Genomic DNA, 25,500 nt, shown 5'->3' with positions numbered 1-25,500 from the left:
TTGTTCGCGACAGTGTTGCCGCCGTGTCGCGAAGGTGCAACAATTCGCACATGGAATTGGGCCGAGTCCGGCTCTAGCAGCGGCGTTTGATGACCGAGGAAACCAACGAAAGCAGCCCCGACGAGCTGGCCCGCGCCGCAATCGGCGCGAGTCTGGCGCAGGAGCGCGTCGTCGCCGCCCAGTCCGGCCTGTTTTCGGTCGCCCAGTCGCTGATCGCGCGCGGCGCGATGAAGGAACTCGAAGCGCTGATCGCCGGCTCCGCCCCCGACGATGCCGAGCGGCTGCGCGAGCATCTCGGCCTGCCGCCCTCATCGATTCCCCTGCGCAAGACCAGCGACGAGCTCGCCCCCGGGTGGAAGGAAGGCGGCTACCCCTACAAGTACAAGATGCTGCGCCAGGATTACGAGCGCGAGAAGTTCCTGCTCCAGGCCGAATTGCTCAAGCTGCAGACCTGGATCAAGGACAGCGGCGAGCGCGTGGTAATCGTCTTCGAAGGGCGCGACGCGGCGGGCAAGGGCGGCACGATCAAGCGCTTCATGGAACACCTCAACCCGCGCGGCGCGCGCGTCGTCGCGCTGGAAAAGCCGAGCGAGGTCGAGCGCGGGCAATGGTATTTCCAGCGCTATGTCGGGCACCTGCCGACCAAGGGCGAAATCGTGCTGTTCGATCGGTCGTGGTACAACCGTGCCGGGGTCGAACACGTCATGGGGTTCTGCACCGACGAGGAATATGACGAGTTCCTGCGCGAGGCGCCCGAATTCGAACGCAACCTGGTGCGCAGCGGCATCCACCTGATCAAGTTCTGGTTCTCGGTCAGCCGCGAGGAGCAGCTGCGCCGCTTCACCGAACGCAAGATGCACCCGCTGAAGCAATGGAAGCTGAGCCACGTCGATGTCGCCAGCCTCGACAGGTGGGACGATTACACCGCAGCCAAGGAATCCATGTTCCGCGCCACCGATACGGACCTGTGCCCGTGGACCGTGATCAAGAGCGACGACAAGAAGCGCGCGCGTCTGAACGCCATGCGTTTCGTGTTGGGTACGCTTCCCTACGAGGGGCGGAACGACCACGTGGTCGGCGCGGTCGATCCGCTGCTGGTCGGGCGCGCGAGCAAGATCTTCGAACGCGGCGAGAAGGCGACTCCTTCGCTTCCCGACTAGTCGAGGCTTGCCTTGGCGCCGGCTTCGCGCCAGCCTTGCGGCACAGCGAACAGGGAGCCACCATGCCGCAGGTCCACGTCAACGGAATCGATATCGCCTACGAAGCCCACGGCGATCCGGCCAATCCGCCGCTGCTGCTGATCATGGGTCTCGGCGCGCAGCTGACGCTGTGGCCGATCGAGCTGGTCGAGGCGCTTGTCGCCCGCGGCTACTACGTTATCCGCCACGACAACCGCGACATCGGCCTGTCGACCAAGTTCACCGAGGCGGGCGTTCCCAACCTGCGCCGCGTGGCGCTCATGCGGCTGTTCGGGCTGCGCGCCCGGCTACCCTATCGCCTGACCGAAATGGCCGAGGATGCGGTCGCCCTGCTCGACGCCTTGAAGATCGACAAGGCTCATGTGGTCGGCGCCTCGATGGGCGGAATGATCGCGCAACTCGTCGCGATCGGCCACGCCGACCGCGTGCTGTCGCTGACCTCGATCATGTCGACCACCGGCAACCCCCGCCTGCCGCGTTCGAAGCCCGAGGCGCTGGCGGCGCTGATGAACCGCCCGCCGGCCGACGCGTCGATGGAAGATGTCATCCCCTTTGGCGTTGCCATTTCGCGCGCCATCGGCAGCCCGGGCTATCCGGCCGAGGAGACGCGCCTGCGCGAGCGGATCGAACGCGACTACCGGCGCAGCTTCCACCCGACGGGCCCGGGCCGCCAGCTTGCCGCGATCATCGATGACGGCGACCGTCGCAAGCGGCTGAAAGGGGTCAAGGTTCCGACGCTGGTGATTCATGGCGCCGACGATCCGCTGGTGCCGGTCGAAGGGGGCCAGGATACCGCCGCCGCGATCCCCGGCGCGCAGATCAGGATCATCCCCGGCATGGGCCACGACATCCCGGTGGAACTGGTCGACGAGATCGCCGATGCGATCGCGGGCATCGCCCGCTAGGCCGGCTGCTCCCACAACATCGACCAGAAATGGGGGCCGCCGCGCGGCACGGTCCATTCGCCCGTCACGCGAAAGCCCAGCGCCTGGTACAGCCCGACGTTCTCCGGCGTCGCCGTTTCGAGATAGACCGGGAGGCCCGCGGCCCGCGCCCGGTCCTGCCCCGCGCGGATCGCCGCGCCTCCCCAGCCGCGCCCCTGGAACGCGGGATCGACGCCGGCAAAGTGCAGGTAATGGTATTGAAGCCCCTTGGGATGATGCGCCTCGATCGCATTGCCGACCGCCATACCGCGCAGCACGTTGCGGCCCAGAATGCGCAGGAAGGTCGGCAGACCGGCGATCATGCGCCACGGGCTTTCGTGGACCTTCTCGCTGCCCCGCCACAAGGTCACGGCCTCGCACTTGGGCGAGGCGAGCGCCCAGCCCGAAGCGAGCTCGTCTGCGACCAGGGTCCGGAACAGGGGCGGCAGGCGGCGATGGCGTTCGGCGGCATCGGGCATGATCCAGCGCATCGCCGGATCATCGGCAAAGGCGCGCGCCAGCGACACGGCCATGGCCGCACCCTGCGCCGCGCCCGCCTCGCCGATCAGAGGCGGGCTGCGCCGCGGCGCCGGTTCGGTCACAAATGCCAGCCCATCATCCGGCCGAGGAAGATCAGCGCCATCGCGCCGAGGATCGAGGCGAGGCACCCGGCGCGGTTGAGGCCCTCCCCGCTCCGGCCGCGCGTGGTGATCAGGCCCGCCAGCAGCGATCCGGCAATGCCCAGCAGCATGGTCATGCCAAGGCCCATGGTCACCGCGCCGGGGTAGAAATACCGCGCCAGCACCCCGATGACGAGACCGCTGACCACGGCGCCAATGATATTGAGCATGAACAAGCCTTTCGGATCCTTTGGAAGGCCTCTACGATAGCCGGTGCCTTAGTGTAATCAAGCGGCAAGGCTGGTTGCGATCGGGCGGATCGGGCCCTGCCGACTGCAACAAAATTTCCGGCCCCGATTCTATCCGTGTCAACGCCTGCGAAGCGCTGTTCCCGGACATATTTTTTTTCACAGATTCACTTTGACTCTTGCGGTCGCGACGAGTGGCGCTTTTCCCGCGCGTCGCTGCAACGCGGGATCGCCGGCAGGTCCTTTGCGCGATCGATTTCGATGTTATCGCTTGATTTACCCTCTTGCGCCGGAGTCGCGCATGGGCACTATAGATAGTGGTCCGGCAAGCCGGGGGGCTCAAGACTTAGATTCAACCGCAACAGCGCGCCAGGCGCCGCGGGCGGGATTCGGGTTGCGAACACGGCTCGTCAGGGGACCACGCTGGGGATCGATACGGGATAAGTTTTTCTCGTTTCGTTCTCATAAGGCGAGTAGGATCGGAGCTTCGGCACCGATTCGAACAGAGGCAGAACATGGCGCTCGCATCGTGCGGCGCCTGGGCGAGCTTGAACGGGGGCGAACACAGTGGATTTCAGGAACGGAGACGAGCCAAGCATGGCCGAAGTTGAAGCAGCGCTGGACGATACCGCAGCGGCCGCGACCACCGCTCCCTCTGGCAGCACGAAGAAGGAGGCGGGGGCAACCCCGGCAGTGACGATGGCGGACAAGACCGATGCCGGTTCGGCAGACCTGATCGACCGGCTGGGCGCCGATGCTCTGGCCGGCGCGATGGGCGAGATGGTCAAGGCTGCGGTGAAGCCGGCCGACGACAGCAAGGCGATCCACGAGCGCCGCTTCGCGGTCGTGGTCGATCACGCCCGCGACGCGCTGCTGACCGACTTCGGCAAGGAAACGCTCGACGACCGCTACCTGCTGCCCGGCGAGAAGTACCAGGACCTGTTCGCCCGCGTCGCCTCGGCCTATGCCGACGACGAGCAGCACGCCCAGCGGCTTTACGACTATGTCTCGAAGCTGTGGTTCATGCCGGCGACCCCGGTGCTGTCGAACGGCGGCACCAACCGCGGCCTGCCGATCTCGTGCTACCTGAATTCCGTGTCCGACAGCCTCGAAGGGATCGTCGGCACCTGGAACGAGAACGTCTGGCTGGCCAGCCGCGGCGGCGGCATCGGCACCTACTGGGGCGCGGTGCGCGGCATCGGCGAACCGGTCGGCCTCAACGGCAAGACCAGCGGCATCATTCCCTTCGTCCGCGTGATGGACAGCCTGACCCTCGCGATCTCGCAGGGCTCGCTGCGCCGCGGTTCGGCCGCCTGCTATCTCGACGTCAGCCACCCGGAAATCGAGGAGTTCCTCGAGATCCGCAAGCCGTCGGGCGACTTCAACCGCAAGGCATTGAACCTTCACCACGGCGTCCTCCTGACCGACGAGTTCATGGAAGCGGTGCGCGACGGCGCCGAGTTCAACCTGCGCAGCCCCAAGGACGGGTCGGTGCGCGGCACGGTCGATGCGCGCGCGCTGTTCCAGAAGCTGGTCGAAACCCGCCTCGCCACGGGCGAGCCCTACATCGTCTTCTCCGACACCGTGAACCGGATGATGCCCAAGCATCACCGCGACCTGGGATTGAAGGTCTCGACCTCGAACCTGTGCTCGGAAATCACGCTGCCGACCGGCAAGGACCACCTCGGCAACGACCGCACGGCGGTGTGCTGCCTGTCCTCGCTCAATCTCGAAACCTGGGAAGAGTGGAACAAGGACGAGCGCTTCATCGAGGACGTGCTGCGCTTCCTCGACAACGTGCTGCAGGACTATATCGACCGCGCGCCCGACGAAATGGCCCGCGCCCGCTATTCGGCGATGCGCGAACGCAGCGTCGGCATGGGTGTCATGGGCTTCCACTCGTACCTGCAGAAGAAGGGCGTGGCCTTCGAAAGCGCGATGGCCAAGGCCCTCAACCTGAAAATGTTCAAGCACGTCGCGGCCAAGGCCGACGAAGCCTCGCTGCTCCTCGCGCAGGAACGGGGCGCCTGCCCCGACGCGGCCGACATGGGCGTGATGCAGCGCTTTTCGTGCAAGATGGCGATCGCGCCGACCGCGTCGATTTCGATCATCTGCGGCGGCACCTCGGCCTGCATCGAGCCGATCCCGGCCAACATCTACACCCACAAGACGCTGTCGGGCAGCTTCGTGGTCAAGAACCCCTACCTTCAGGCGCTGCTCGCGTCGAAGTCGAAGGATTCGACCAACGTCTGGAACTCAATCCTCGAACGCGGCGGCTCGGTCCAGCACCTCGACTTCCTGTCCCCTGATGAAAAGGCGGTCTACAAGACCAGCTTCGAGATCGACCAGCGCTGGTTGCTCGAATTCGCGGCCGATCGCACCCCGTTCATCGACCAGGCGCAGAGCCTCAACCTCTACATCCCCGCCGATGTCGAGAAGTGGGATCTGATGCAGTTGCACTTCCAGGCTTGGGAGAAGGGCATCAAGAGCCTCTATTACCTGCGCTCGAAGTCGGTCCAGCGGGCCGGGTTCGCCGGCGGCGTGGAAGCGGACAACACCGCCTCGGCGCCGGTCCTCGAACTCGCCGCCAAGGAAACCGACTACGAGGAATGCCTGGCCTGCCAGTGATGGCGGACCCGGTATCCGAACGGCTCAGGGGGGCGCTGACCATGGACGGCAGGACGGGCTGCAGCGCCGCAGGCGTGGCGATCATCGCCGCGCTGGTCGTTGGCCTTTTGGTCGGCTGGCCGCAGTACCGCGTGTACCAGCAGCGGCTGGCGGGAGAGGCGGCGCTGGCCGAGGCGCAATCGAGCCGCCAGGTCGCGATCCTGGAAGCGCGGGCCAAGAAGGAAAGCGCGATCAGCCTGGCCGAGGCCGAGCTGATCCGCGCCGAAGGGGCGGCCAAGGCCAACGCCATCCTGCAGAACTCGCTCGGCGGGCCGGAAGGCTACCTGCGCTACCTGCAGATCCAGGCGCTGGAGAACAGCAAGTCGTCGCTGATCTACGTGCCGACCGAGGCCGGCCTGCCGGTGACCGAGGCGCGCCGCCTCGACCAGCAATAAGGCAATGCGGCCTGCCTCACCCCTGGCCCTGGGGATCGGGATCGTCCTGCTGTTGGCAGGCGTCCTCACCCTGGTGCGCGCGCTGAAGGGCGCGGGAGGCAGCGAGGGCCAGGCCTATGGCCTGCGCATCGTCGGCATGATGCTGACGGCGGGGGGCCTTGCGCTGATCGTCTTCACCCTGGCGCTGGGGCACTGGTCGTGACGCGGGACAAATACAATTGGCGACAGAACAGCCCTTGCGCTTTCGCCGCCGCGCCGCTTGTTGTTGCGAGTGATTCGCAACAACTCAGGAGTAGAATGAATGCGCAAGTGGCACCGCTGGCTTTCGGTGATGTTCGGGGTTTTCCTGCTGTGGATCGCAGTGACGGGCGTGCTCAGCCACGTGGCCGCGCTGTGGCCGACCGGCGGGGCCCCGCAGGCGGCGGCGCCGGCCGGGTTCGTCTGCCCCGAAACGATGGTGTGCCGGCCCAAGCCTGCGGCCGATGGCCCGCGCGCCTGGGTAGGCTTCTTCCACCACCTTCATTCGGGCGAGGAATTCGGACCCCTGGGCACGGCCATCGCCGTCCTGTCGGGCTTCGCGATGATCTTCTTCGCCTTTTCCGGCCTGTGGCTCTACGTGCGGATGTGGCTGCACCGCAAGGACCGCTCGCTCAAGCCCGGCTGGTTCTGGAAGTAGTCTTTCCGGAACTGACGCGGGCGCCACTCTTGTGCTCGGTGACCCCATTGCGGCGCCCGCTGCCCGTTCGGGCTGCAGGTCGGCGGTGGGGAATCCGCCGGCCCGCATCGCAGGTGAAAACCGCGAGCGGGCCAGCCGGTTCCAGCCCGATTAACCTTTTCCCCAGCGCTCGCGCGGTCATGCCTTCGGGCCGTCCCGCGCCTCGTCTATATCTCTCGCAAATCGCCTGTCCGGAGTCGTAAGCCCATGCCCCTTCTCGAAGCCCGCAAGACCTACAAGCCCTTCGAATATCCGTGGGCCTACGACTACTGGAAGCGCCAGCAGCAGGTCCACTGGATGCCCGAGGAAGTGCCGCTGGGCGAGGACTGCCGCGACTGGGCGCAGAAGCTGTCCGACCACGAGCGCAACCTGCTGACGCAGATCTTCCGTTTCTTCACCCAGGCCGACGTCGAGGTGCAGGACTGCTATCACGACAAGTACGGCCGGGTGTTCAAGCCCACGGAAGTCAAGATGATGCTGGCCGCGTTCAGCAACATGGAAACGATCCACATCGCGGCCTATTCGCACCTGCTCGACACGATCGGGATGCCCGAAAGCGAATACGGCATGTTCCTCGAATACGAGGAAATGCGCGCCAAGCACGATTACCTGGCCCAGTTCGGCGTCGACAGCGATGAAGACATCGCCCGCACCCTGGCCATGTTCGGCGGCTTTACCGAAGGGCTGCAGCTCTTCGCCAGCTTTGCCATGCTGATGAACTTCCCGCGCTTCAACAAGATGAAGGGCATGGGCCAGATCGTCAGCTGGTCGGTGCGCGACGAAAGCCTGCACTGCGAAGGCATCACCCGCCTGTTCCACGCCTTCGTGGCGGAACGGGGCTGCCTGACCAAGGCGGTGAAGGAAGACATCATCGACTGCTGCCAGAAGACCGTTCGCCTGGAAGACGCGTTCATCGACCTGGCCTTCGAACAGGGCCCGGTCCCGGGGATGAGCGCCAAGGAAATCAAGCGTTACATCCGCTATATCGCCGACTGGCGGCTGGGCCAGCTGGGCCTGCCCGCGATCTACATGATCGAGGACCACCCCCTCCCCTGGCTCGCCCCGCTGCTCAACGGCGTGGAGCACGCCAACTTCTTCGAAACCCGCGCCACCGAATATTCGAAGGGCGCGACCAAGGGCAACTGGCAGGACGTCTGGTCCAGCTTCGACCAGCGCCGCAAGGCCAAGGGCAGCGAAGTTGTTGCCGCGAACGAAGCCGACGATGTGGCGGGTGAGCCGGATATGTTTGGAGCAGATGCAGCTGAATGAGTGGCAAAAAACTCGAAGCTCTGCGGCTACCGAAAGTGGGAACCGGGCAAAACCCTATTCTGAGTTCAGATTTCGGGTCTCAGAAGCCGATGTTTCCTGCTCGGCTCAATACCCGTGAATTTCCTCCAGCAGGCGCCCACATTGCCCTCGCCGGTAGGGCAGATGACGGAGAGTTTTACTTCTGCAAGGATGACCGAAGTGGTCAACCGATCCGCCTTCGTGAGTTCGTCTTCTCGTCGTTGGCCCAAGAAGTAGGTCTTCCGACGCCAGGATTCAGGGTGATCGAAGACGACCTGACAGGGGAAACATTTTTCGGTTCAAGGAGGCTGCCCTCGACTGCATCGGACGCCGCAAAAAAGCGCTTTCTCCGGACGGAGAGGCGAGACGAGCTTGGTCGTCATGTCGACTTCCCCGGCAGATGGCTGAGCCAACTCCACATTTTCGACATGTTCCTAGACAACTGGGATAGGAGCATCGACAACATAATTGCGCTGGAAGACGGGAGCAGGCTCAGACTTTGCCCTATCGATTTTGCCGCAGCAGAGCTTGCAAATGCACCGCCGGATCGATTTCCAGTTGCAGAGACCGAGACGGTTACAGTAGCGAAGCTATTGCGCATCGTGCACGGGTTTTTTCCGGATTCAGCACACCAGATGCTAACGAAAATAGGGGCCGTACCGTCTGCCGTATTCGGAAGCTTTTTTGAAGGCTTGCCATTCGAGTGGACGGATCAGCGGGAAAGGGATTCACTCTGTGATTTTTGGGCCAGTCAGCGCTTGGGGTATCGAATCGATGCGCTGCGATCGAAACTAGACGATGGCCAAGTCCTGTAAATTTGCGGTCATCAAGTTTGCTTCTCACGCTCAGCGTGACGAGCGATTGAACGTTGGTTTGCTCGTAGACCGAGATGGGGTACTTGAAGTCTTTCACTCGAACAAGTTAGACAAGCTGCGCGCCATCTCCGCTGCTATAGAACCCGCCGACATCATTTCGGATATTGTCGAGTTACCTGACCTCGCTAATAAGCTTGGCGGTCGACCCTTCGAAAACTCAAAGGTTTTAGAAAATCTCTCAAATCTGACCTCTTTTTCATTCGTGCAGCAGGGTTCATTCGACTGCAGTACTAACGAAATTTATTTGTACTGTGTAAGCGACCTTCTTCGTCGGTACGTAGAGCCGGAACCGGCGGTCTTGCGCCCAGTAAAGAAGCGTTCGTCTAAGCTCCGCCAAGACATTAGAAAGGCACTGCTATCGGAAAAAATAATGGCGCGTCGCGAAGAAGGTTTGGATTCTCACCGGGTGATTTACAAGCATGAACTTAGCCAAGGTGTCGTCGCGGATTTTGTACTCCAAAATGGCGCAATGCATGTAGTGGAGTCTGTCGATGCAACGTCTGATAGTGTTTCGCTACATCGCTGCTTATACGAAATCGCGATGTCAGCGCTGACATTTGAGCATGCTCGAATAAATTTCGAAAACCAACACGTCCGTCCGAGACTAATTTACAGCTCCAACGCTGAAATTGAGGCCGCCATCTCCCCTTCTCTCTATGCCGCGCAACATCAAGGCGCGGAAGTTATTAATTGGGAGAGTGCTGAGCAGCGAGCAAAATTTATTACTAACTTTGTGTCCTTGGCCGAACCTGTCGATACAGCTGAAACTAGACCTTCTCTATTTCATGCGAGTGCTTTGCCGACACGGAAATTGAACTGAGATAACTTCAGTCAATTTTCGAGCACAAAGTGTGATTGTTCGATGATTTCCTGATTTTATCACGGCTACAAAAAGGAACCACCTCATGTCTGGCGGCCAGATCGCCAAATCGCGGGGCCAGCCATAACGTGCGCGCCGTTTCGAACGCGATGCCCGCGGCAAAGACCCAGGCCCAGTAAAACAGCACCGCGCGGACACACGGGGGCATGGCAGCGCAGCCTAGCACCCTGCCCGCCGCCTGCCGAGCCTTTCGCCCTAGGCCCATCCCGGCCGTCGCCAAAGTGCAAAGCGCGCCACACCTCGTGCCATAGTTGCAACGCCAAACCCTGCGCGATGCGCTATAGGGGCGGGCCATGACCGACCTCTTCGACGCGCTGACGCTGGCCAGGATGCAGTTTGCCTTCACGGTCAGTTTCCATTTCATCTTCCCCAGCTTCTCGATCGGGCTGGCGAGCTATCTTGCCGTGCTGGAGGGGCTGTGGCTGAAAACCGGCAGGGCGCTGTACCTCGACCTGTTCCGCTACTGGCTGAAGATCTTTGCCATCGCCTTTGCCATGGGGGTCGTGTCGGGCATCGTCATGTCCTACCAGTTCGGCACCAACTGGGCGGTGTTTTCGGACAAGGCCGGGCCGGTGATCGGCCCGCTGATGGCTTACGAGGTGCTGACCGCCTTCTTCCTGGAAGCGGGGTTCCTGGGCGTGATGCTGTTCGGCATGAACCGCGTGGGCAAGGGGCTGCACTTTGCCGCGACGCTGATGGTCGCCTTCGGCACCTTCGTCTCCGCGTTCTGGATCCTGTCGGTCAATTCGTGGATGCAGACGCCCACGGGGTTCGAGATCGGCGCGAACGGCCAGTTTCTGCCGGGGCCGAGCTGGGCGGCGATCGTGTTCAACCCCAGCTTTCCCTATCGCCTGGTCCACACGGTGCTGGCGGCCTATATCACCACGGCCTTCGTGGTGGGCGGGGTGGGCGCCTGGCACCTTTTGAAGGACCGCAGCAATCCCTATGCCCGCAAGATGTTCGCCATGGCGATGGGCATGGCGGCCACCGCCGTGCCGGCACAGATCGCGGCGGGCGACCTGCACGGGCTCAACACGCTGGAGCACCAGCCGGCCAAGGTCATGGCGATGGAAGGCCATTACCGGAGCCACGCGACAGGCGCGCCGCTGATCCTGTTCGGCCTGCCCGACAGCGCGGCGCAGACGGTGCGCTATGCGGTTCAGATACCCAAGGCCTCCTCGCTGATCCTCAAGCACGATCCAAACGCGCCGCTGGCGGGGCTGGACACCGTGCCGCGCGCGGACCAGCCGCCGGTGGGGATCGTGTTCTGGTCGTTCCGCGTGATGGTCGGCATCGGCTTTGCCATGCTCGGCCTTGGCCTGTGGGCGGCGCTGGCGCGGCTGCGGGGCAGGCTCTACGACTGGCCGTGGCTGCACCGCGCCGCCGTGGCGCTGTCGCCCGCCGGCTTCGTTGCGGTGATCGCGGGCTGGGTGACGACCGAGGTCGGCCGCCAGCCCTGGGTGATCTACGGCCTGCTGCGCACGAAGGATGCGGCCAGCCCGCTCGACGCGCCGGCGGTGGCGGCATCGCTGCTGGCCTTCGTCGTGGTCTATTTCGCGGTATTCGGGTTTGGCGTGTGGTACATCCTGCACCTGATGAAGGACCCGCCCCACGCGCACGAAAGCGGCGTGCCCGCCGCCGATGTCGCCCCGATCCGCACCGCCGGGATCACCCCCGGCCCGGCCAGCGCGCTGGGCGGCGGGGCCGATAAGCCGGAGGACGAATGATGGACCTGACCGTCATCTGGGCCTTCATCATCGCCTTTGCCGTCTTCGCCTATGTGGTGATGGACGGGTTCGACCTTGGCATCGGCGTGCTGTTCCCGACCTTTGCCGTGGGGCCGGAACGCGACCGGGCGATGAACTCCATCGCGCCGGTGTGGGACGGGAACGAGACCTGGCTGGTGCTGGGCGGCGGCGGGCTGTTTGCCGCCTTCCCGCTGGCCTATGCGGTGATCCTGCCCGCCACTTACCCGCTGATCATTGCGATGCTGCTCGGCCTCGTGTTCCGCGGCGTCGCCTTCGAATACCGCTGGCGCGATCCCGGACACCGCCGTGCGTGGGACTTTGCCTTTTCCGCCGGATCGCTGGTCGCCGCGCTGGCGCAGGGGATGACGCTGGGCGCGCTGCTGCAGGGCATCCGCGTGACAGGCCGCGCCTATGCCGGGTCGTGGTGGGACTGGCTGACGCCCTATACCCTGCTGGTCGGGCTGGGCACCGTGGCGGGCTATGCCCTGCTCGGCGCGGCCTGGCTGGTGTGGAAGCTCGACGGCGCGGGGCAGGCCCATGCGCGGCGGCTGGCGCGCGGCGCGGCGCTCGCCACGCTGGCGCTGCTCGGCCTCGTCAGCCTCTACAACGTGGCTCTGCGCCCCGAATATGCCGAACGCTGGCTGACCGCGCCGACGCTGTGGTACGCGCTGCCGGTGCCGGTGGTGACCGCGCTGGCCGGCCTTGCCCTGCTCCGCGCGCTGGGGCGCGACACCCACGCGCAGCCGTTCTTCCTGGCGCTGGCGTTGTTCGCGCTGGGCATGGCCGGCATCGGCGTGACGATCTGGCCCAACGTGGTCCCGCCTTCGCTGACCATCTGGCAGGCCGCCGCCCCGCACCGCAGCCAGGTGTTCATGCTGGTCGGCGTCGCGCTGACCCTGCCGCTGATCCTGGCCTATACCGCCTGGTCGTACTGGGTGTTCCGCGGCAAGGTCGGCGGGGACGGCTACCACTGATGGACCCGGCGCCCGCCCCGCTGTGGCAGCGGCTGGCCTGGATGGCGGCGATCTGGGGGGCGAGCGTGCTGGCCTTGGGCGCAGTCGGCCTGCTCCTGCGCCTGTGGCTGAGGGCGTGACGGGCCGGGCGAAACGTTAACCAATCGCCGAAGCGGGCCTGTGCCGCGTCGGACCGAGAAACGACGCGCCGGTCCATGTGTTTGAAAGGGCAGTCACTTCCCCCAAGCACAAGGACCGGACCCATGGCCGAACACAAGGAGACGACCACCACCCTCAACACGCTGATTGCGACCCTGATCGACAGTGTCGATGGCTACCGCAAGTCCGCCGGTGAAGTCGACAACCAGCGCTTTGCGCAGATGTTCGACGCCCGCGCGCAGGAACGCCAGCAGGCGATCGGTCATCTCCAGGCGGCGGTTGCGGCCGAAGGCGGCAACCCCGAGGATGACGGTTCGGCGGCCGGTGCGATGCACCGCGTGTTCCAGTCGCTGCGCGAGGTGGTCTCGACCCGCGACGACCAGGCGATCGTCAACGAGATCGAACGCGGCGAGGATTACCTGAAGGCCAAGTTCGAAAAGGCCATGCAGCACGCCGACCTCAGCCCGCAGGCACGCCAGGCCGTCGACACCGCGTGGCAGTCGGTCAAGACCGGCCATGACGAGATGCGCGACCTCAAGCACAGCCTGCAGGCCTCGCATTGAGCCAGACATAAGAGCCCCTGAAGTTCGGGCGCGGCGGGTTGTTCCCTTGCCTGCCGCGCCCTTCCCGTGGAACGCGCGAGAGACCAGTCCCCTCTCGCGCGTTTCCGCGTGCCCGGCGCCGGTGCTGCGTTATCCGAGCACGAACCAGTCGAGTTCTTCCGAGACGTTGTCCCACGAATCGCCAGGCAGCATGGTCATGTAGAGTCCGGTGCCGGTCATGGCCGGATCTGACACCGACTGGTTGAGCGGAAAATCCATCGTCGAGAACGACTTCACGCAGCGCACCGCCTGGGACAGGAACGAGCCCGACTTGCTGGGCGGATCGCTGCGATCGTACCACGCCATGAGCCGTACGACCCCGGTGCCGACCTGCACGTCGTTGCAGTTGTAGCCTTCGAGCTGGCCCTGCGCCTTGAGCACCGTGGTGGCGACGCGGCCGCCTGTCTCGGCATAGAAATCGCGCTCGAAGCAATAGGAAAAACCGCCACAGGCCGGCACGCGGGCGCGGGGGAAGGTGACCTTCGCGTCGATCCAGCCGGTGGGCGAAATGTGGACCTTGGGCACCAGTATCTCGCTGCGCGGCTTCTGGTAGTTCCCCGCTCCGCCCACGCTGCCGCCCAGCGCGAGCACCGGATTGGCGAAGAAGTAGGTATCCCCGGTCGCCCCTTCGAGCGCGACCCCGACGTGCAGGAAGCGCGGGTTCATCGGCACCGTGAAGCTGCATTCGAGCCACTGGTAGCGATCCGACGTCCCCGCGGCGGCGCAGGGCCGGCGCGGGCCGCTGACGCCGTCGTTGACATAGATCCGCCATGTGCCCGATCCGCCGCGGACCCGGTGCAGGCCATGGATCCCGAAGACCACTTTCTTGCCGGCGAACTGGGCCAGCGAGGCGCCTTCGAACGGCGTGTAGATGAGGCGCTCTGCCGCGGCATCCTTGCGCGCGCCGAGCGCGGCCATCGCGCCGACGTCGTCCGGCATGTTCGCGGCATAGGGCCCGCGCGGTTCGTTGCGCCAGACCGGCATGGTCACCGACTTGGTCCAGTTGTCGGGCCCGTCACCCGTGCCGATCGCGGCGCGGTTGCCGACCCCGACCATCGTCACGCTCGATGGCGCGCTGCCGCCCGGCGTGCAACCCCGGTAGGTGCGCAGCGTGATGCTGCGGTTCGGCACCATGGCGACGATCCGCATCGGTCCGATCGTCAGGCAGGCGTCGGTCCTACCGCCGGAGACGGTCACCAGATCGCCGACGCTGAGCGCACCCGTAGACGCCATGGCGAGCGTTGAGCGCCCGGGTGCATCGGTCGAATTGCCGCTGGCTGAAAGCGCGGCGCTGTCGCTGCGCCCGTCGGGCGTCGCCTGGGCGGCAAACCCCACGCCCGACCAAACTTCCCATTGCGAATTGGGCGCCAGGTTGACCGGGGCGGGGCCTTCGCCGCCGATGCCGAGCAGTCCTGCCCCGCCAAGCAGGGTCACTGCCGAAAGGTAACGGTTCATGCCGGAGATCTAGCGCGGGACCCGTGCCGTGACCACCCTTGTCCGGGACGGGGGAGCGTCTTGCTGGGACGGATCGTTGAGCGCCATGTTGTTAAGCGTCCGATTAAATCTGCTGGACCTCGCGCCGGGTGCGCGGCACTGTGGGGCCAAACCACAACCACCAGGAGAGTGACCGATGGCCGCCTATCTCGTCTTCATCAAGGAACGCGAACACGACGCGGAGGCCATGAAGGTCTATTCGCCGAAAGCCGGGGCATCGCTCCAGGGCCATGCCGGAAAGCCGCTCGCAGCATACGGCGCAATCGAGACGCTGGAAGGCCCGGAGGCCAAGGGCGCGGTCATCGTAGAGTTCGCCACGATGGACGAGGCGCGCGCCTGGTATGGCTCGGAAGCCTACCAGGACGCGCGCAAATCGCGGTTTGCGGGCGCAGATTACCGCGTTCTGCTGATCGATGGCCTTGGCTGAGGGCTATTCCGCGCCGCGGATGAAGTCGTCTTCAAGGCCCTCCGGCCCCAGCCCGTCGTCCTCATCGTCGTCCATCCGCTCGCCGCGGTAGGCGCTCATGTCGATGTGGCCGCTCGAGACCATCTGGTTCATGTGATCGACCACGTCGGGAGCCGAGCCAGTCTCGTCCCCGGCCGGTCCGGGCGTGCGTTCGCTGTCGCCGAATTCGAAAGCCGAGGCTCGGCCCTTGGCTTCGTCGGCCAGGGTCTGCGACTGGTCGGCGGCATCGTCCTGCGACGGGTTGCGGGCTTCGGGGGGAAGGTTGTCGGGTTCGTCCATGGCGGTTTCTCCGGTTGCGGGATCTGCCCCCTCAACAAACCGCGATCGGGCATTGTTCCCGCACCGGAGCGCCGCTCCGAGCGGACGCTCAGCTTGCCAGTCTGAGGCCGTCCCGGCCAGTGACTGTGCCGGCCTTGGGCTGGTCGAGCCAGATCCCGCGCGTGTCATAGACCGCATGGGCCGCGCGTTCGGCCACGGGCACGGCCTTGAACGCGTCGTGATCGACCAGCACGATCAGCACGCCGCAGGTTTCGAGCGCGGTGTCGATGTCGACAAGCGTTGCGCCGGTCCCCTCGAACTCGCGCGGCAGCGCGCTGGCATAGGGTTCGACCACGCGGATGCGGCTGCCGTGGGCGCGGGCCAGGCGCGCTGCGACGGCGCGGGCCGGGCTTTCGCGGAAATCGTCGATGTTGGCCTTGAAGGCGAGGCCGAGGCAGGCGACCGCCTCGCCCGGATGGGCCGCGATCAGCGCCTCGGCACGATCGACCACGTGGCCGATCTTGCCGTCATTGACCCCGCGCGCGGTGCGGATCAGCGGGGTGTCCTCAGGCGCGCCGTGGACGATGAACCACGGATCGACCGCGATGCAGTGCCCGCCCACCCCCGGTCCGGGCGTCAGGATGTTGACGCGCGGGTGGCGGTTCGCGAGCCGGATCACCTCCCACACGTCGAGCCCCATGCGGTCGGCGACGATCGACAGTTCGTTGGCGAAGGCGATGTTGACGTCGCGGAAGGCGTTTTCGACCAGCTTGGTCATTTCAGCGCTGCGAGCGTCGGTGGTGACGCAGGTGCCGCGCACGAAGCGCTTGTAGAACGCCAGAGCCTTTCTTGCGCAGCGCGGCGTGATCCCGCCGATCGAGCGGTCGTTGCCGGTCAGTTCCTCGAGGATCTTTCCGGGCAGCACGCGCTCGGGGCAATAGGCGATCGACACGTCGGGCGTTTCGGCGGTGAGTCCGGGGCATTTGAGGTCGGGGCGCCGCGCCGCGATCAGGTCGCGCAGCTGCTCGGTGGTGCCGACCGGCGAGGTCGATTCGAGGATCACGCAGTCGCCGGGCTTCAGCACCTTGGCCACTGCTTCGCCGGCGGCGAGGACGTGCGAGATGTCGGGAACGTGGTTTTCGCCGAAGGGCGTCGGCACGGCGATGATGAAAACGTCGGCCGGGGCCATTTCGGTCGAGGCGCGCAGCAGGCCGCGCTGGACCACGCCCTGGACCAGTCCGTCGAGATCGACTTCCTCGATATGGATTTCGCCGCGGTTGATCGTGTCGACCACGCCCTGGGTCACGTCGACGCCATGGACGCGGCATCCCGCGCGCGCGACGACCGCCGCGGTCGGCAGCCCGATGTAGCCCAACCCTATGACACAGACGTCAGGCTTGATGTCCGACTTCATTCGCGACCAACTCCACGATGCGGCTGGCAGCGTGGCCGTCCCCGAAGGGATTGTGCGCCCGTGCCATGGTTTCGTAGGCCGCCTTATCGTCGAGGAGAGTGAACATTTCGGTAACGATAACCGTCACATCGGTGCCGACCAGGCGGGCCGTCCCGGCACTCACGCCTTCGGGACGCTCGGTCGTCTCGCGCATGACCAGCACCGGCTTGCCCAGCGCGGGCGCTTCTTCCTGCACCCCGCCACTGTCGGTCAGCATGATATCGGCCAGCGCCAGCAGCCGTGCGAAGTGCGGATAGTCGAGCGGTTCGATCAGCGCGACGTTGTCCAGCCCGCCCAGTGCCCGGTGCATCACCGCGCGCACGTTGGGGTTGAGGTGGACGGGAAAGATCACCGCGACGTCGGGCCGGTCGGCGATGCGGCGGATCGCCTCGGCAATGGTCTCCATGCCGCCGCCGAAGTTCTCGCGGCGGTGGCTGGTCACGCCGATGATCCGCTTACCGGCAAAGCGTGCCGCAAGATCGGCGAGGCCGCCGGCCAGTGACGGCTGCGCCGCGATGCGTTCGGTCACCCAGTGCAGCGCGTCGATCACCGTGTTGCCGGTGACATGGACCCGGTCCGCCGCCACGTTTTCGGCCAGCAGCGCCGCCTCGCTGACTTCGGTGGGGGCGAAATGCAGGCTGGCGATGGACCCGATGATCTTGCGGTTCACCTCTTCGGGCCAGGGGTGCAGGATGTTGCCGCTGCGCAGGCCAGCCTCGACGTGGTCGACCGGGACCTTGCGGTAGTAGGCGGCGAGCGCCCCGGCCATGGCGGTCGCCGTATCGCCCTGGACCATGACCCGGTCGGGCTTTTCGGCGTCCATCACCTGGCCGAGGCCGGTCAGCAGCGCGGCGGTCAGCCCGTCGAGCGTCTGATCGGGGCGCATCAGGTCGAGGTCGTGATCGGGCACGATCCCCGCGATCTCCAGCACCTGGTCGAGCATCTGGCGGTGCTGCGCGGAAACGCAGACCACGCAGGCAAAGCGCGGGTCGGCCTTGAGCGCGGCGATGACCGGAAACAGCTTGATCGCTTCGGGGCGGGTGCCGAACACGACCAGGATCTTGGTGGGCTTGTTCATCGCCAAGCGCCCTACCATCGGAGTGTTAACCATGAAATAAGGCCAGCCGGTTAGGGGACTTGCATGCGCATTCTGGTTACCGGCGCCGCCGGCTTCATCGGTCACGCCCTGTCCCGCGCCCTGCTGGCGCGCGGCGACCAGGTGACGGGGATCGACAACTGCAATTCCTATTACCAGGTCAGCCTGAAGCGCGACCGATTGGCGACGCTGGCCGAGGCGGGCGGCAACCGCTTCGCCTTCCACAAGATCGACTTCAGCGACATGGCCGCGCTCGACACCGCGCTGGCAGAAACGGAAATCGACCGCATCGTCCACCTCGGCGCGCAGGCCGGGGTGCGCTACAGCCTCGAAAACCCGCAGGCCTATGTCGCCTCGAACCTGGCCGGCCACGTCAACCTGCTCGAACTGGCGCGGCACCGGCAGGTGGCGCACATGGTCTATGCCTCGAGCTCGTCGGTCTATGGCGGCAACGCCAAGCTGCCCTTCGCGGTGGAGGACCGGGTCGACCATCCCGTCTCGCTCTACGCCGCGACCAAGCGCGCCGACGAGCTGATGAGCGAAACCTACGCCCACCTGTTTCGCCTGCCGCTGACCGGGCTGCGCTTCTTCACGGTCTATGGCCCGTGGGGCCGGCCCGACATGATGCTGTGGAACTTCACCCGCCGGATCCTCGCCGGCGAAGCGGTGCCGGTGTTCAACCACGGCGACATGTACCGCGACTTCACCTACATCGACGATATCGTGTCAGGGGTGATCGCCTGCCTCGACCATCCGCCCGCCGACGACGGCGCGGAAAAGGCCGGAGGATCGGTCAAGCCGCACGCGCTCTACAACATCGGCAACAGCCGCAGCGAACACCTGATGACGGTGATCGGCCTTCTGGAAGAAGCCTGCGGGCGCAAGGCCGTGCTCGACATGCTGCCCATGCAGCCGGGCGACGTTCACCGGACGTATGCCGACATCAGCGCGATCCAGGCGGACCTTGGCTATGCGCCGATCACCGGGATCGAGGTCGGCGTGCCCGCCTTCGTCGACTGGTACCGCGCCTACCACGGCGTCTGACGCCGGCCGCCCTCGTCAGTCCTCGTGCCGCACGGGGTCGTCGCGGCGGAAAGTCAGGGTGACGAGCGCACCGGTTCCGGGCCACTGGCGTTCGATAGTCCCGTCGATCTGGCGCAGCACGGCATCGACCATGCGGTTGCCGAAGCCCCCGCCGGCCGGCGCGGCGACCAGCGCGAGATCGGGCGGCGGGCCGCCCTCTTCGCGCCAGACCATGGTGGTGCGCATCGATCCGTCGGCTTGCTGTGTGCAGGACCAGGCGATGTGAACACGGCCTTCCGCGCTGGACAGGGCGCCGTACTTCGCCGCGTTGGTGGCCAGTTCGTGCAGGACCAGGGCGAGCGGGGTGATTTGCTGCGCTGCGATGCCGCAGGGATCGCCGCTCAGCGTGACGCGCGACCCGCTTGGTCCGCGATAGGGCTCGAGTACCCCGTCGAGGAGCTTCGCCAGTTCGGTCACCGCATCGGGGGTCGAGCCGAAGGCCAGCGAGTGCGAGCGCGCCAGCGCGTGGATCCGCTGGCTGAGATCGCCGACGATCACCTCGGTCGAGCCCTTCTCGCGGCCGGCCAGGCCGACCAGCGACAGGACGACGCCGAACAGGTTCTTGACCCGGTGGTTGAGCTCCTGGGCAAGCAGCTTGTTGCGCTCGTTGAGTTCGTGGAGACGCACCGCCTGGCCGGCGAGCGCCATGGCTTCGACGCGCCGGCTTTCGCCCCAGACCGCGGCCCAGACCAGCAGGATCAGCGTGACCCACATACCGATCAGCAGCGGGATCTGCCGGTCCTCGGCGCGGTCGGCGATGGCGAAGGCGGCTTCGCGGCGCTGGCGCTGGGCGGATGAAAGCGTGTCGAGATTGACGCGCAGGCGGTCCATCCGGTCGATCCCCGCATTGGACCTGACCACCTGGATCGCCGCTTCGGCGCTCCCGGCGCGGGCATAGCCGACTGTCTGGTCAAGCTCGGACAGCTTTTCGCCCGCCAGCTTCTCGATCTCGCGCAGCCGGTCGTCGGATTCCGGATCGCCGTTGCTGGCCAGCTGTTCGCGCAGCGCCGCAAGCTCGTCGGGGATGCGGCGGCGCGCGTTGTCGTAAGGCGCGAGATAGATCGGATCGAGCGTCAGCAGGTAACCGCGCTGGCCGGTTTCGGCGTCGACCAGCGACTGGTGCAACTCCTGCAGCACGGACATGGTCCGCGCTTCGTGTTGCGCGGTCGACCGGGCGTTGCGCTGGGAGAAGGTCACCTGCACCAGCAGCAGGCCGATGCCCACGATAACCGCGGTCAGCAACAGCAGGATCGCCGACGGGGGTACCGCAGCGGCAAGACGGCGCATCGGCGCAAGCCGGTCGGCACGTAATTCGAAGGGCTGCGACCCGGGCATGGCGGCCCGCCTAACACAAGCGCCAAGGGGGCGCAAAGCGGCAAGTCCCGGTGGACAAGAGCGATGCTGCGCCTTGCCGGCGGGCCGGCCTCTTTGCCATCACAGCGCCATGTCGATTCTCTCAGACCGCTGGATACGCCAGGAAGCCCGCCATTCGAGCATGATCGAACCCTTTGTCGAACGCCAGCAGCGCGACGGGGTGATTTCCTATGGCCTGTCATCCTACGGCTACGACGCGCGCGTCGCGGACGAGTTCAAGGTCTTCACCAACGTCCATTCGGCGGTGGTCGATCCCAAGAACTTCTCGGACGACAGTTTCGTCGACATGAAGACCGACTGCTGCGTGATCCCGCCCAACAGCTTTGCGCTGGCCCGCACGATCGAATATTTCCGCATCCCGCGCGACGTGCTGGTGATCTGCCTGGGCAAGAGCACCTATGCCCGCTGCGGGATCATCGTCAACGTGACCCCGCTGGAACCCGAATGGGAAGGCCACGTGACGCTGGAGTTTTCGAACACCACGCCGCTTCCAGCGAAGATCTATGCCAACGAGGGCGCCTGCCAGTTCCTGTTCCTGAAGGGCAACGAGCCGTGCGAGGTCAGCTATGGCGACCGGTCGGGCAAGTACATGGGCCAGCGCGGGGTGACGCTGCCCCGCCTGTAGATTTCAGTTTCATCGCGCGGTTAAACCGTGCCACACCTTGCCCAAAACGAGGAGAGGCACGGCGATGGATACCCCCCTGTTCGACCAGTGGCGCGCGCGTTCGCCGCACTACGACGACAGCCACGAAGCGGTCTGCGATACGGTCCGCGCCTTCGTTGCCCGCGAAATCACCCCCTACGTCGATGAATGGGAAGCCGCCGGACAGCTGCCCCGCGACCTGCACCGCAAGGCTGCGGCTGCGGGCATCCTGGGCCTCAACTATCCGGAAGAGTTCGGCGGAACGGGGAATGCCTTCACGCTGTTCCACAGCCTCGTTCAGACCGAGGAGCTGGCCCGGCCCGGTGCGGGCGGGATCTGCGCTTCCTTGATGACCCACGGGATCGGCCTGCCGCCGATCCTCGCCATGGGCAGCCGCGCCTTGCAGGAGCGCATCGCCCCCGAGGTCCTGGCGGGCGAGAAGATCATCTGTCTCGGCATCACCGAACCGGGCGGCGGTTCGGACGTCGCCAACCTGCGCACCAGGGCCGAGCGCAAGGGTGCGTCCTACGTCGTCAACGGCGAGAAGACCTTCATCACATCGGGCGTCAGGGCCGATTACATCACGCTGGCGGTGCGCACCGGCGGGCCGGGTCTGGGCGGCATATCGCTGCTGCTGGTCGAGACGGACCGTCCCGGCGTCACCCGCCACGCGCTCGCCAAGATGGGCTGGCACGCCAGCGACACGGCCACGATCCATTTCGACGATGTCGAAGTGCCGGCCGACAACCTGATCGGGCCGGAGAACGGCGGCTTCGCCGGGATCATGCGCAATTTCAACGGCGAACGCCTGGGGATGAGCCAGCAGGCCAACGCCTTCGCCCGGATCTGCTACGAGGACGCGCTCGACTGGGCGCGAAGCCGCGAGACCTTCGGCAAGCCGCTGATCGCCAACCAGGCGATCCGCCACAAGCTGGCCGAAATGCTCAAGCGAATCCAGTCGACCCAGGCCTTCATCGACCACTGCGCCTGGGGCGTGATGAACGAGAGGGCCTTTCCCGGCGACTATGCCCTGCTCAAGGTCCAGGCGACCCAGACCATGGAATACTGCGCCCGCGAGGCCTGCCAGATCCTCGGCGGTGCCAGCTTCATGCGCGGCAGCCGGATCGAGCGGATCTACCGCGAGGTGCGGGTCATGGCGATCGGCGGCGGCAGCGAAGAGATCATGTACGATCTGGCCAGCCGGCAGTACCGCTTCTGAGCCGGGAACAATCGGGCGGCGGGTGCACTTAAGCACACATAACCGGTCGGAGAGTGCCGCCATGTCCACCATTGCTGCCGTCCTGGGACGGATCCTGATCGCCGTGATCTTCATCGTGTCGGGCGCCGGCAAGCTGATGAACCCGGCCATGTTCGAAACCATGATCACCGGTGTGGGCCTGCCTTCGGGCCTTGCCATCCCCGCCGGCGCCTTCGAGGTGCTGGCCGGCCTTGCCCTGGCGCTGGGGCTGATGACGCGGCTGACCGCCCTTCTGCTGTTCGGCTTCACCGCGCTGGCCACCCTGTTCTTCCACCGCGACATCACCGACCCGATGCAGCAGGTGCTTGCGCTCAAGAACCTGGCCATCATGGGCGGCCTGCTGCTCGTCTTCGCCCACAGCCAGATGTGGTGGTCGTGGGACCGGATGCGCACCGCCCGCAAGGGTGAGGTGGCCACGCTCGAGGCGCAGCAGCGCGCCCACGAGGCCGAACTGCGCGCCGCCCGCGCCGAAGGCCGCGCCGAAGTGGCGCAAACCGCCCCGGTTGCGACGACCGACCGCGTCGTTACCGACGTCGATGGCGACGGCGTTCCCGAGGTGCGCAAGCGCCGCTGGTGGTGATCGCCGCTTAATCGGTTCGACAAGACAACCGATCTTTGGTCTTGTTCTCCCGGTCCGGCTGGATTCGCCGGACACGGGAGAGCGGACATGACACCCAAGGCACAGCGGCCCCACGATATCGTCGTCTACGGCGCGACCGGCTACACCGGCCGGCTCGTCGCCGAATACCTTGCGCACCACTACAAGGGCCAGGGCCCCAAATGGGCCATGGCCGGTCGCAGCGCCGGCAAACTGGCCGAAGTGCGGGACCTGATCGGCGCGCCCGCCGACACGCCGCTGATCGTAGCGGATGCCGACGATCCGGCCAGCATGGCCGCCCTCGCGCAAAGCGCCCGGGTAATCGTCACCACGGTCGGCCCCTATCAGCTTTACGGCGAACCGCTGGTCAAGGCCTGCGTCGAAGCCGGCACCGACTATGCCGACCTCTGCGGCGAACCGGGCTGGATGCGCGAAATGATCGACCGCTACGATGCCCAGGCCAGGGCGTCCGGCGCGCGCATCGCCTTTTCCGCGGGCTTCGATTCGATTCCCTTCGATCTCGGCGTCCTCATGCTGCAGCACGAGGCGATCAAGCGCCACGGTAGTCCCGCGCCGCGCGTCAAGGGCCGGGTTCGCGCCATGCAGGGCACCTTTTCGGGCGGGACGGCGGCGAGCCTCACCGAAACGATGAAGGCGGTGGCACGAAATCCCAAGCTGATCGCGATCCTGCAGAGCCCGTTCGGCCTGACCCCCGGCTTCGAGGGACCGTCGCAGCCGCTGGGGCTGGTTCCCGAATACGAGGAAAGCGAAGGCAAGTGGGCCGCGCCGTTCATCATGGCGACGATCAACACCAAGAACGTCCATCGCACCAATTTCCTGCTCGGCCATCCCTATGGTGCGGACTTCCGCTATGACGAGATGATGCTCACCAGCGCGGGAGAAATCGGCGAGAAGGCCGCCCACGCGGTGGGCGAAATGCTCAAGAATCCGTTCGGCGCCAAGCCGCCCAAGCCCGGCGAGGGACCGACGAAAGAGCAGCGCGAGAACGGCTTCTACGACGTCCTGTTCATCGGCGAATGGCCCGATGGCAAGACCATCCGCTACGGGGTGAAGGGGCGTTACGATCCGGGCTATGGCTCGACCAGCCGGATGATCGCCGAAACCGGCATCGCCCTTCTTTCCAGTCAGGCTCCCGGCGGGATTTCGACGCCCGGCGCGCTGCTCGGCGAAGCGCTGGTCAGCCGGCTGCAAGAGCACGCCGAAATCACCTTCGCCGCCGAATGAGCGATTTCGCGGGACCGGCCCCTGCCGGCGAAAGCGAATGGACGCGCGGCTGGCGCATCGTGCTGGGCTGCGCGCTCGCCTCGGGCACCGGGATCGTCCTGCTGTTCTTCACCTTCAACCTGATGGTCCTGCCCCTGGCGACCGAACTGGGCGTGTCGCGGGGCGAGATCGGAGCGATCCAGGCGCTGGTCGTCACCGGCGCGATCGGCTCGGTGGTGATCGGGCGCGTGGCCGACATTTGGGGCTTTCGCGCCACCTATCTGGCCTGCGCCGCTGCCACGGTGGCGGCCATGCTGATCATCGCCCGTTACGGGGAGACCCTCGCCCACATGGCGATCGGAGTGGCCGTGCTTGGCTTCCTGGGCGTCGGCACTGCGGCGCTGGTCACCACCCGGCCGGTCAACGCGCACTTTCACCGCTATCGCGGCCGCGCACTGGGCCTGGTCGCCACCGGGGTGTCGATCACCGCGATCCTCGCCCCGCTGGTGCTGGCGCCCGTCATTGCCGCCCATGGCTGGCGCGGCGGCTTTGCCGGGCTTGCCGCACTGATGGCGCTGGTCGGGATGCCGGCGGTGTGGCTGATCGTGCCGCGCGGCGCGGGCGCCGCCGTGGCGCATTCCGGCGGCAAGCGGCGCGGCGACTGGTCCTTCCTGAAGACGCGCGATTTCCGCCTGATGGGGGCCGCGGTCGTCGCCATGGGCCTCGCCACGACCGGTTTCGTCGGCCAGCTTTCCCCCATCGTCCAGGCCGAGGGATTCGACGCAAGCGTCGGCGCGTTGGCCGTGTCGGCCTTTGCCGCGGGTCAGTTCATCGGGCGGCTTGGCGGGGGCTGGCTGCTCGACACTTTCCGGCCGCAGACCGTGGCGCTGGTCTTCACCATCGTCCCCGGGGCCGGCTTCGTGCTGCTTCTGGCCACCGACCAGACGCTGTGGGCGGCGCTTCTGGCCGCCGGCATGATCGGCTTGCAGCAAGGGGTGGAACTGGACCTGTTCGCCTATTTCGTCGCGCGGCGCTTTCCGCTCGCGGCCTATGGCACGGTCTATGGCGCGCTGCTGGGAACGGCCTGGATCGGCAACGCGGCGGGGATCGTCGGGGTCGGCATGATCCACGATTCGACCGGCAGCTATGACCTGGCCCAGGCGATCGGCATGGCCGCGCTGACCGTAGGTGCTCTGCTGGTCTGGGCCGTCCACCTGCCGCCGCTTGGCCCGCGGCCCATGCCCGAAGGCCCGGAAGGGTCGGTTCTCCCCTAGTCCCCTTC

Annotated in this window: 27 protein-coding genes; 20 read left to right on the top strand and 7 right to left on the bottom strand. The window is 65.9% G+C overall.

The window, feature by feature from the left end; all coding sequences use genetic code 11:
- The first annotated feature begins 89 nt into the window (after positions 1–89).
- Positions 90–1,160, top strand: coding sequence for a polyphosphate kinase 2 (gene ppk2 / locus B0I00_RS07100; RefSeq protein WP_100866700.1), 1,071 nt, complete (start codon positions 90–92; stop codon positions 1,158–1,160).
- 62 nt (positions 1,161–1,222) lie between these two features.
- Entirely contained in the window at positions 1,223–2,104 is an 882-nt protein-coding gene (locus B0I00_RS07095) for an alpha/beta fold hydrolase (protein WP_100866699.1), read from the top strand.
- Here B0I00_RS07095 and B0I00_RS07090 read toward each other — a convergent pair.
- Both B0I00_RS07090 and B0I00_RS07085 read right to left on the bottom strand, forming a co-directional pair.
- Positions 2,101–2,724, bottom strand: a complete 624-nt coding sequence (locus tag B0I00_RS07090) for a GNAT family N-acetyltransferase (protein WP_232730158.1) — start codon at positions 2,722–2,724, stop codon at positions 2,101–2,103. The genes B0I00_RS07095 and B0I00_RS07090 overlap by 4 nt on opposite strands.
- On the bottom strand, positions 2,721–2,972 hold the full coding sequence (locus tag B0I00_RS07085; protein WP_100866698.1) for a GlsB/YeaQ/YmgE family stress response membrane protein: 252 nt from the start codon (positions 2,970–2,972) through the stop codon (positions 2,721–2,723). Before B0I00_RS07085 ends, B0I00_RS07090 begins: the two co-directional genes overlap by 4 nt.
- Before the next feature lie 615 nt (positions 2,973–3,587).
- Between B0I00_RS07085 and B0I00_RS07080 the strand changes: the two genes are divergently transcribed.
- From B0I00_RS07080 to B0I00_RS07035, 11 genes are all read left to right on the top strand, one after another.
- Entirely contained in the window at positions 3,588–5,618 is a 2,031-nt protein-coding gene (locus tag B0I00_RS07080) for a ribonucleoside-diphosphate reductase subunit alpha (RefSeq protein ID WP_232730157.1), read from the top strand.
- The gene (locus tag B0I00_RS07075; protein ID WP_232730156.1) at positions 5,600–6,052 is read left to right on the top strand and encodes an SPFH domain-containing protein; all 453 of its coding nucleotides are present in this window, start codon (positions 5,600–5,602) and stop codon (positions 6,050–6,052) included. The genes B0I00_RS07080 and B0I00_RS07075 overlap by 19 nt, the downstream gene beginning before the upstream one ends.
- Positions 6,053–6,056: 4 nt before the next feature.
- On the top strand, positions 6,057–6,254 hold the full coding sequence (locus tag B0I00_RS07070) for a hypothetical protein (protein ID WP_100866696.1): 198 nt from the start codon (positions 6,057–6,059) through the stop codon (positions 6,252–6,254).
- A gap of 99 nt (positions 6,255–6,353) precedes the next feature.
- Entirely contained in the window at positions 6,354–6,728 is a 375-nt protein-coding gene (locus tag B0I00_RS07065) for a PepSY domain-containing protein (RefSeq protein ID WP_100866695.1), read from the top strand.
- A 246-nt stretch (positions 6,729–6,974) separates the two neighbouring features.
- Entirely contained in the window at positions 6,975–8,036 is a 1,062-nt protein-coding gene (locus tag B0I00_RS07060) for a ribonucleotide-diphosphate reductase subunit beta (protein ID WP_100866694.1), read from the top strand.
- On the top strand, positions 8,033–8,869 hold the full coding sequence (locus B0I00_RS07055; protein ID WP_157812493.1) for a HipA family kinase: 837 nt from the start codon (positions 8,033–8,035) through the stop codon (positions 8,867–8,869). Before B0I00_RS07060 ends, B0I00_RS07055 begins: the two co-directional genes overlap by 4 nt.
- The gene (locus B0I00_RS17010) at positions 8,853–9,749 is read left to right on the top strand and encodes a hypothetical protein (protein WP_157812492.1); all 897 of its coding nucleotides are present in this window, start codon (positions 8,853–8,855) and stop codon (positions 9,747–9,749) included. Before B0I00_RS07055 ends, B0I00_RS17010 begins: the two co-directional genes overlap by 17 nt.
- Positions 9,750–10,102: 353 nt before the next feature.
- Positions 10,103–11,536 carry a cytochrome ubiquinol oxidase subunit I gene (locus tag B0I00_RS07050; RefSeq protein ID WP_100866692.1) on the top strand — a complete coding sequence of 478 codons (1,434 nt, stop codon included), beginning with the start codon at positions 10,103–10,105 and terminating at the stop codon, positions 11,534–11,536.
- Entirely contained in the window at positions 11,533–12,531 is a 999-nt protein-coding gene (cydB, locus tag B0I00_RS07045) for a cytochrome d ubiquinol oxidase subunit II (protein ID WP_100866691.1), read from the top strand. The genes B0I00_RS07050 and cydB overlap by 4 nt, the downstream gene beginning before the upstream one ends.
- Complete coding sequence (locus tag B0I00_RS07040; protein WP_100866690.1) at positions 12,531–12,650, top strand: DUF2474 family protein; 120 nt, start codon at positions 12,531–12,533, stop codon at positions 12,648–12,650. The genes cydB and B0I00_RS07040 overlap by 1 nt, the downstream gene beginning before the upstream one ends.
- A gap of 123 nt (positions 12,651–12,773) precedes the next feature.
- A complete protein-coding gene (locus tag B0I00_RS07035) occupies positions 12,774–13,232 on the top strand; it encodes a ferritin-like domain-containing protein (RefSeq protein WP_100866689.1) in 459 nt (152 codons plus the stop codon).
- Between the two features lie 129 nt (positions 13,233–13,361).
- Here the strand turns inward: B0I00_RS07035 and B0I00_RS07030 are convergent, their stop codons facing one another.
- Positions 13,362–14,726 carry a hypothetical protein gene (locus tag B0I00_RS07030; protein WP_100866688.1) on the bottom strand — a complete coding sequence of 455 codons (1,365 nt, stop codon included), beginning with the start codon at positions 14,724–14,726 and terminating at the stop codon, positions 13,362–13,364.
- A gap of 175 nt (positions 14,727–14,901) precedes the next feature.
- On the opposite strand from B0I00_RS07030, the gene B0I00_RS07025 reads away from it, so the two are divergent.
- A complete protein-coding gene (locus B0I00_RS07025) occupies positions 14,902–15,192 on the top strand; it encodes a DUF1330 domain-containing protein (protein ID WP_100866687.1) in 291 nt (96 codons plus the stop codon).
- Positions 15,193–15,195: 3 nt separating this feature from the next.
- On the opposite strand, the gene B0I00_RS07020 is transcribed toward B0I00_RS07025, so the two are convergent.
- From B0I00_RS07020 to wecB, 3 genes are all read right to left on the bottom strand, one after another.
- Complete coding sequence (locus B0I00_RS07020) at positions 15,196–15,510, bottom strand: hypothetical protein (protein WP_100866686.1); 315 nt, start codon at positions 15,508–15,510, stop codon at positions 15,196–15,198.
- An 88-nt stretch (positions 15,511–15,598) separates the two neighbouring features.
- The gene (gene wecC, locus B0I00_RS07015) at positions 15,599–16,903 is read right to left on the bottom strand and encodes a UDP-N-acetyl-D-mannosamine dehydrogenase (RefSeq protein WP_100866685.1); all 1,305 of its coding nucleotides are present in this window, start codon (positions 16,901–16,903) and stop codon (positions 15,599–15,601) included.
- On the bottom strand, positions 16,881–18,020 hold the full coding sequence (gene wecB, locus B0I00_RS07010; RefSeq protein WP_100866684.1) for a non-hydrolyzing UDP-N-acetylglucosamine 2-epimerase: 1,140 nt from the start codon (positions 18,018–18,020) through the stop codon (positions 16,881–16,883). The genes wecC and wecB overlap by 23 nt, the downstream gene beginning before the upstream one ends.
- 63 nt (positions 18,021–18,083) lie before the next feature.
- Between wecB and B0I00_RS07005 the strand changes: the two genes are divergently transcribed.
- Positions 18,084–19,082 carry an NAD-dependent epimerase/dehydratase family protein gene (locus tag B0I00_RS07005; protein WP_100866683.1) on the top strand — a complete coding sequence of 333 codons (999 nt, stop codon included), beginning with the start codon at positions 18,084–18,086 and terminating at the stop codon, positions 19,080–19,082.
- A 15-nt stretch (positions 19,083–19,097) separates the two neighbouring features.
- On the opposite strand, the gene B0I00_RS07000 is transcribed toward B0I00_RS07005, so the two are convergent.
- A complete protein-coding gene (locus tag B0I00_RS07000; RefSeq protein ID WP_100866682.1) occupies positions 19,098–20,456 on the bottom strand; it encodes a sensor histidine kinase in 1,359 nt (452 codons plus the stop codon).
- Positions 20,457–20,565: 109 nt separating this feature from the next.
- Between B0I00_RS07000 and dcd the strand changes: the two genes are divergently transcribed.
- The 5 genes from dcd to B0I00_RS06975 all read left to right on the top strand — a co-directional run bounded on the left by dcd (position 20,566) and on the right by B0I00_RS06975 (position 25,492).
- Positions 20,566–21,120, top strand: a complete 555-nt coding sequence (dcd, locus tag B0I00_RS06995) for a dCTP deaminase (protein ID WP_100866681.1) — start codon at positions 20,566–20,568, stop codon at positions 21,118–21,120.
- 64 nt (positions 21,121–21,184) lie between these two features.
- The gene (locus tag B0I00_RS06990) at positions 21,185–22,357 is read left to right on the top strand and encodes an acyl-CoA dehydrogenase family protein (RefSeq protein WP_100866680.1); all 1,173 of its coding nucleotides are present in this window, start codon (positions 21,185–21,187) and stop codon (positions 22,355–22,357) included.
- A 61-nt stretch (positions 22,358–22,418) separates the two neighbouring features.
- Positions 22,419–22,976, top strand: coding sequence for a DoxX family protein (locus B0I00_RS06985; RefSeq protein WP_100866679.1), 558 nt, complete (start codon positions 22,419–22,421; stop codon positions 22,974–22,976).
- Positions 22,977–23,063: 87 nt separating this feature from the next.
- Positions 23,064–24,239, top strand: a complete 1,176-nt coding sequence (locus B0I00_RS06980; protein ID WP_100866678.1) for a saccharopine dehydrogenase family protein — start codon at positions 23,064–23,066, stop codon at positions 24,237–24,239.
- On the top strand, positions 24,236–25,492 hold the full coding sequence (locus B0I00_RS06975; RefSeq protein ID WP_100866677.1) for an MFS transporter: 1,257 nt from the start codon (positions 24,236–24,238) through the stop codon (positions 25,490–25,492). Before B0I00_RS06980 ends, B0I00_RS06975 begins: the two co-directional genes overlap by 4 nt.
- Positions 25,493–25,500 lie beyond the last annotated feature (8 nt).

It is taken from the genome of Novosphingobium kunmingense, from assembly GCF_002813245.1.
GTDB lineage: Bacteria > Pseudomonadota > Alphaproteobacteria > Sphingomonadales > Sphingomonadaceae > Novosphingobium > Novosphingobium kunmingense.
Note: the sequence above shows the minus strand (reverse complement) of the source record. Positions and strands in the feature narration are given on the sequence as shown.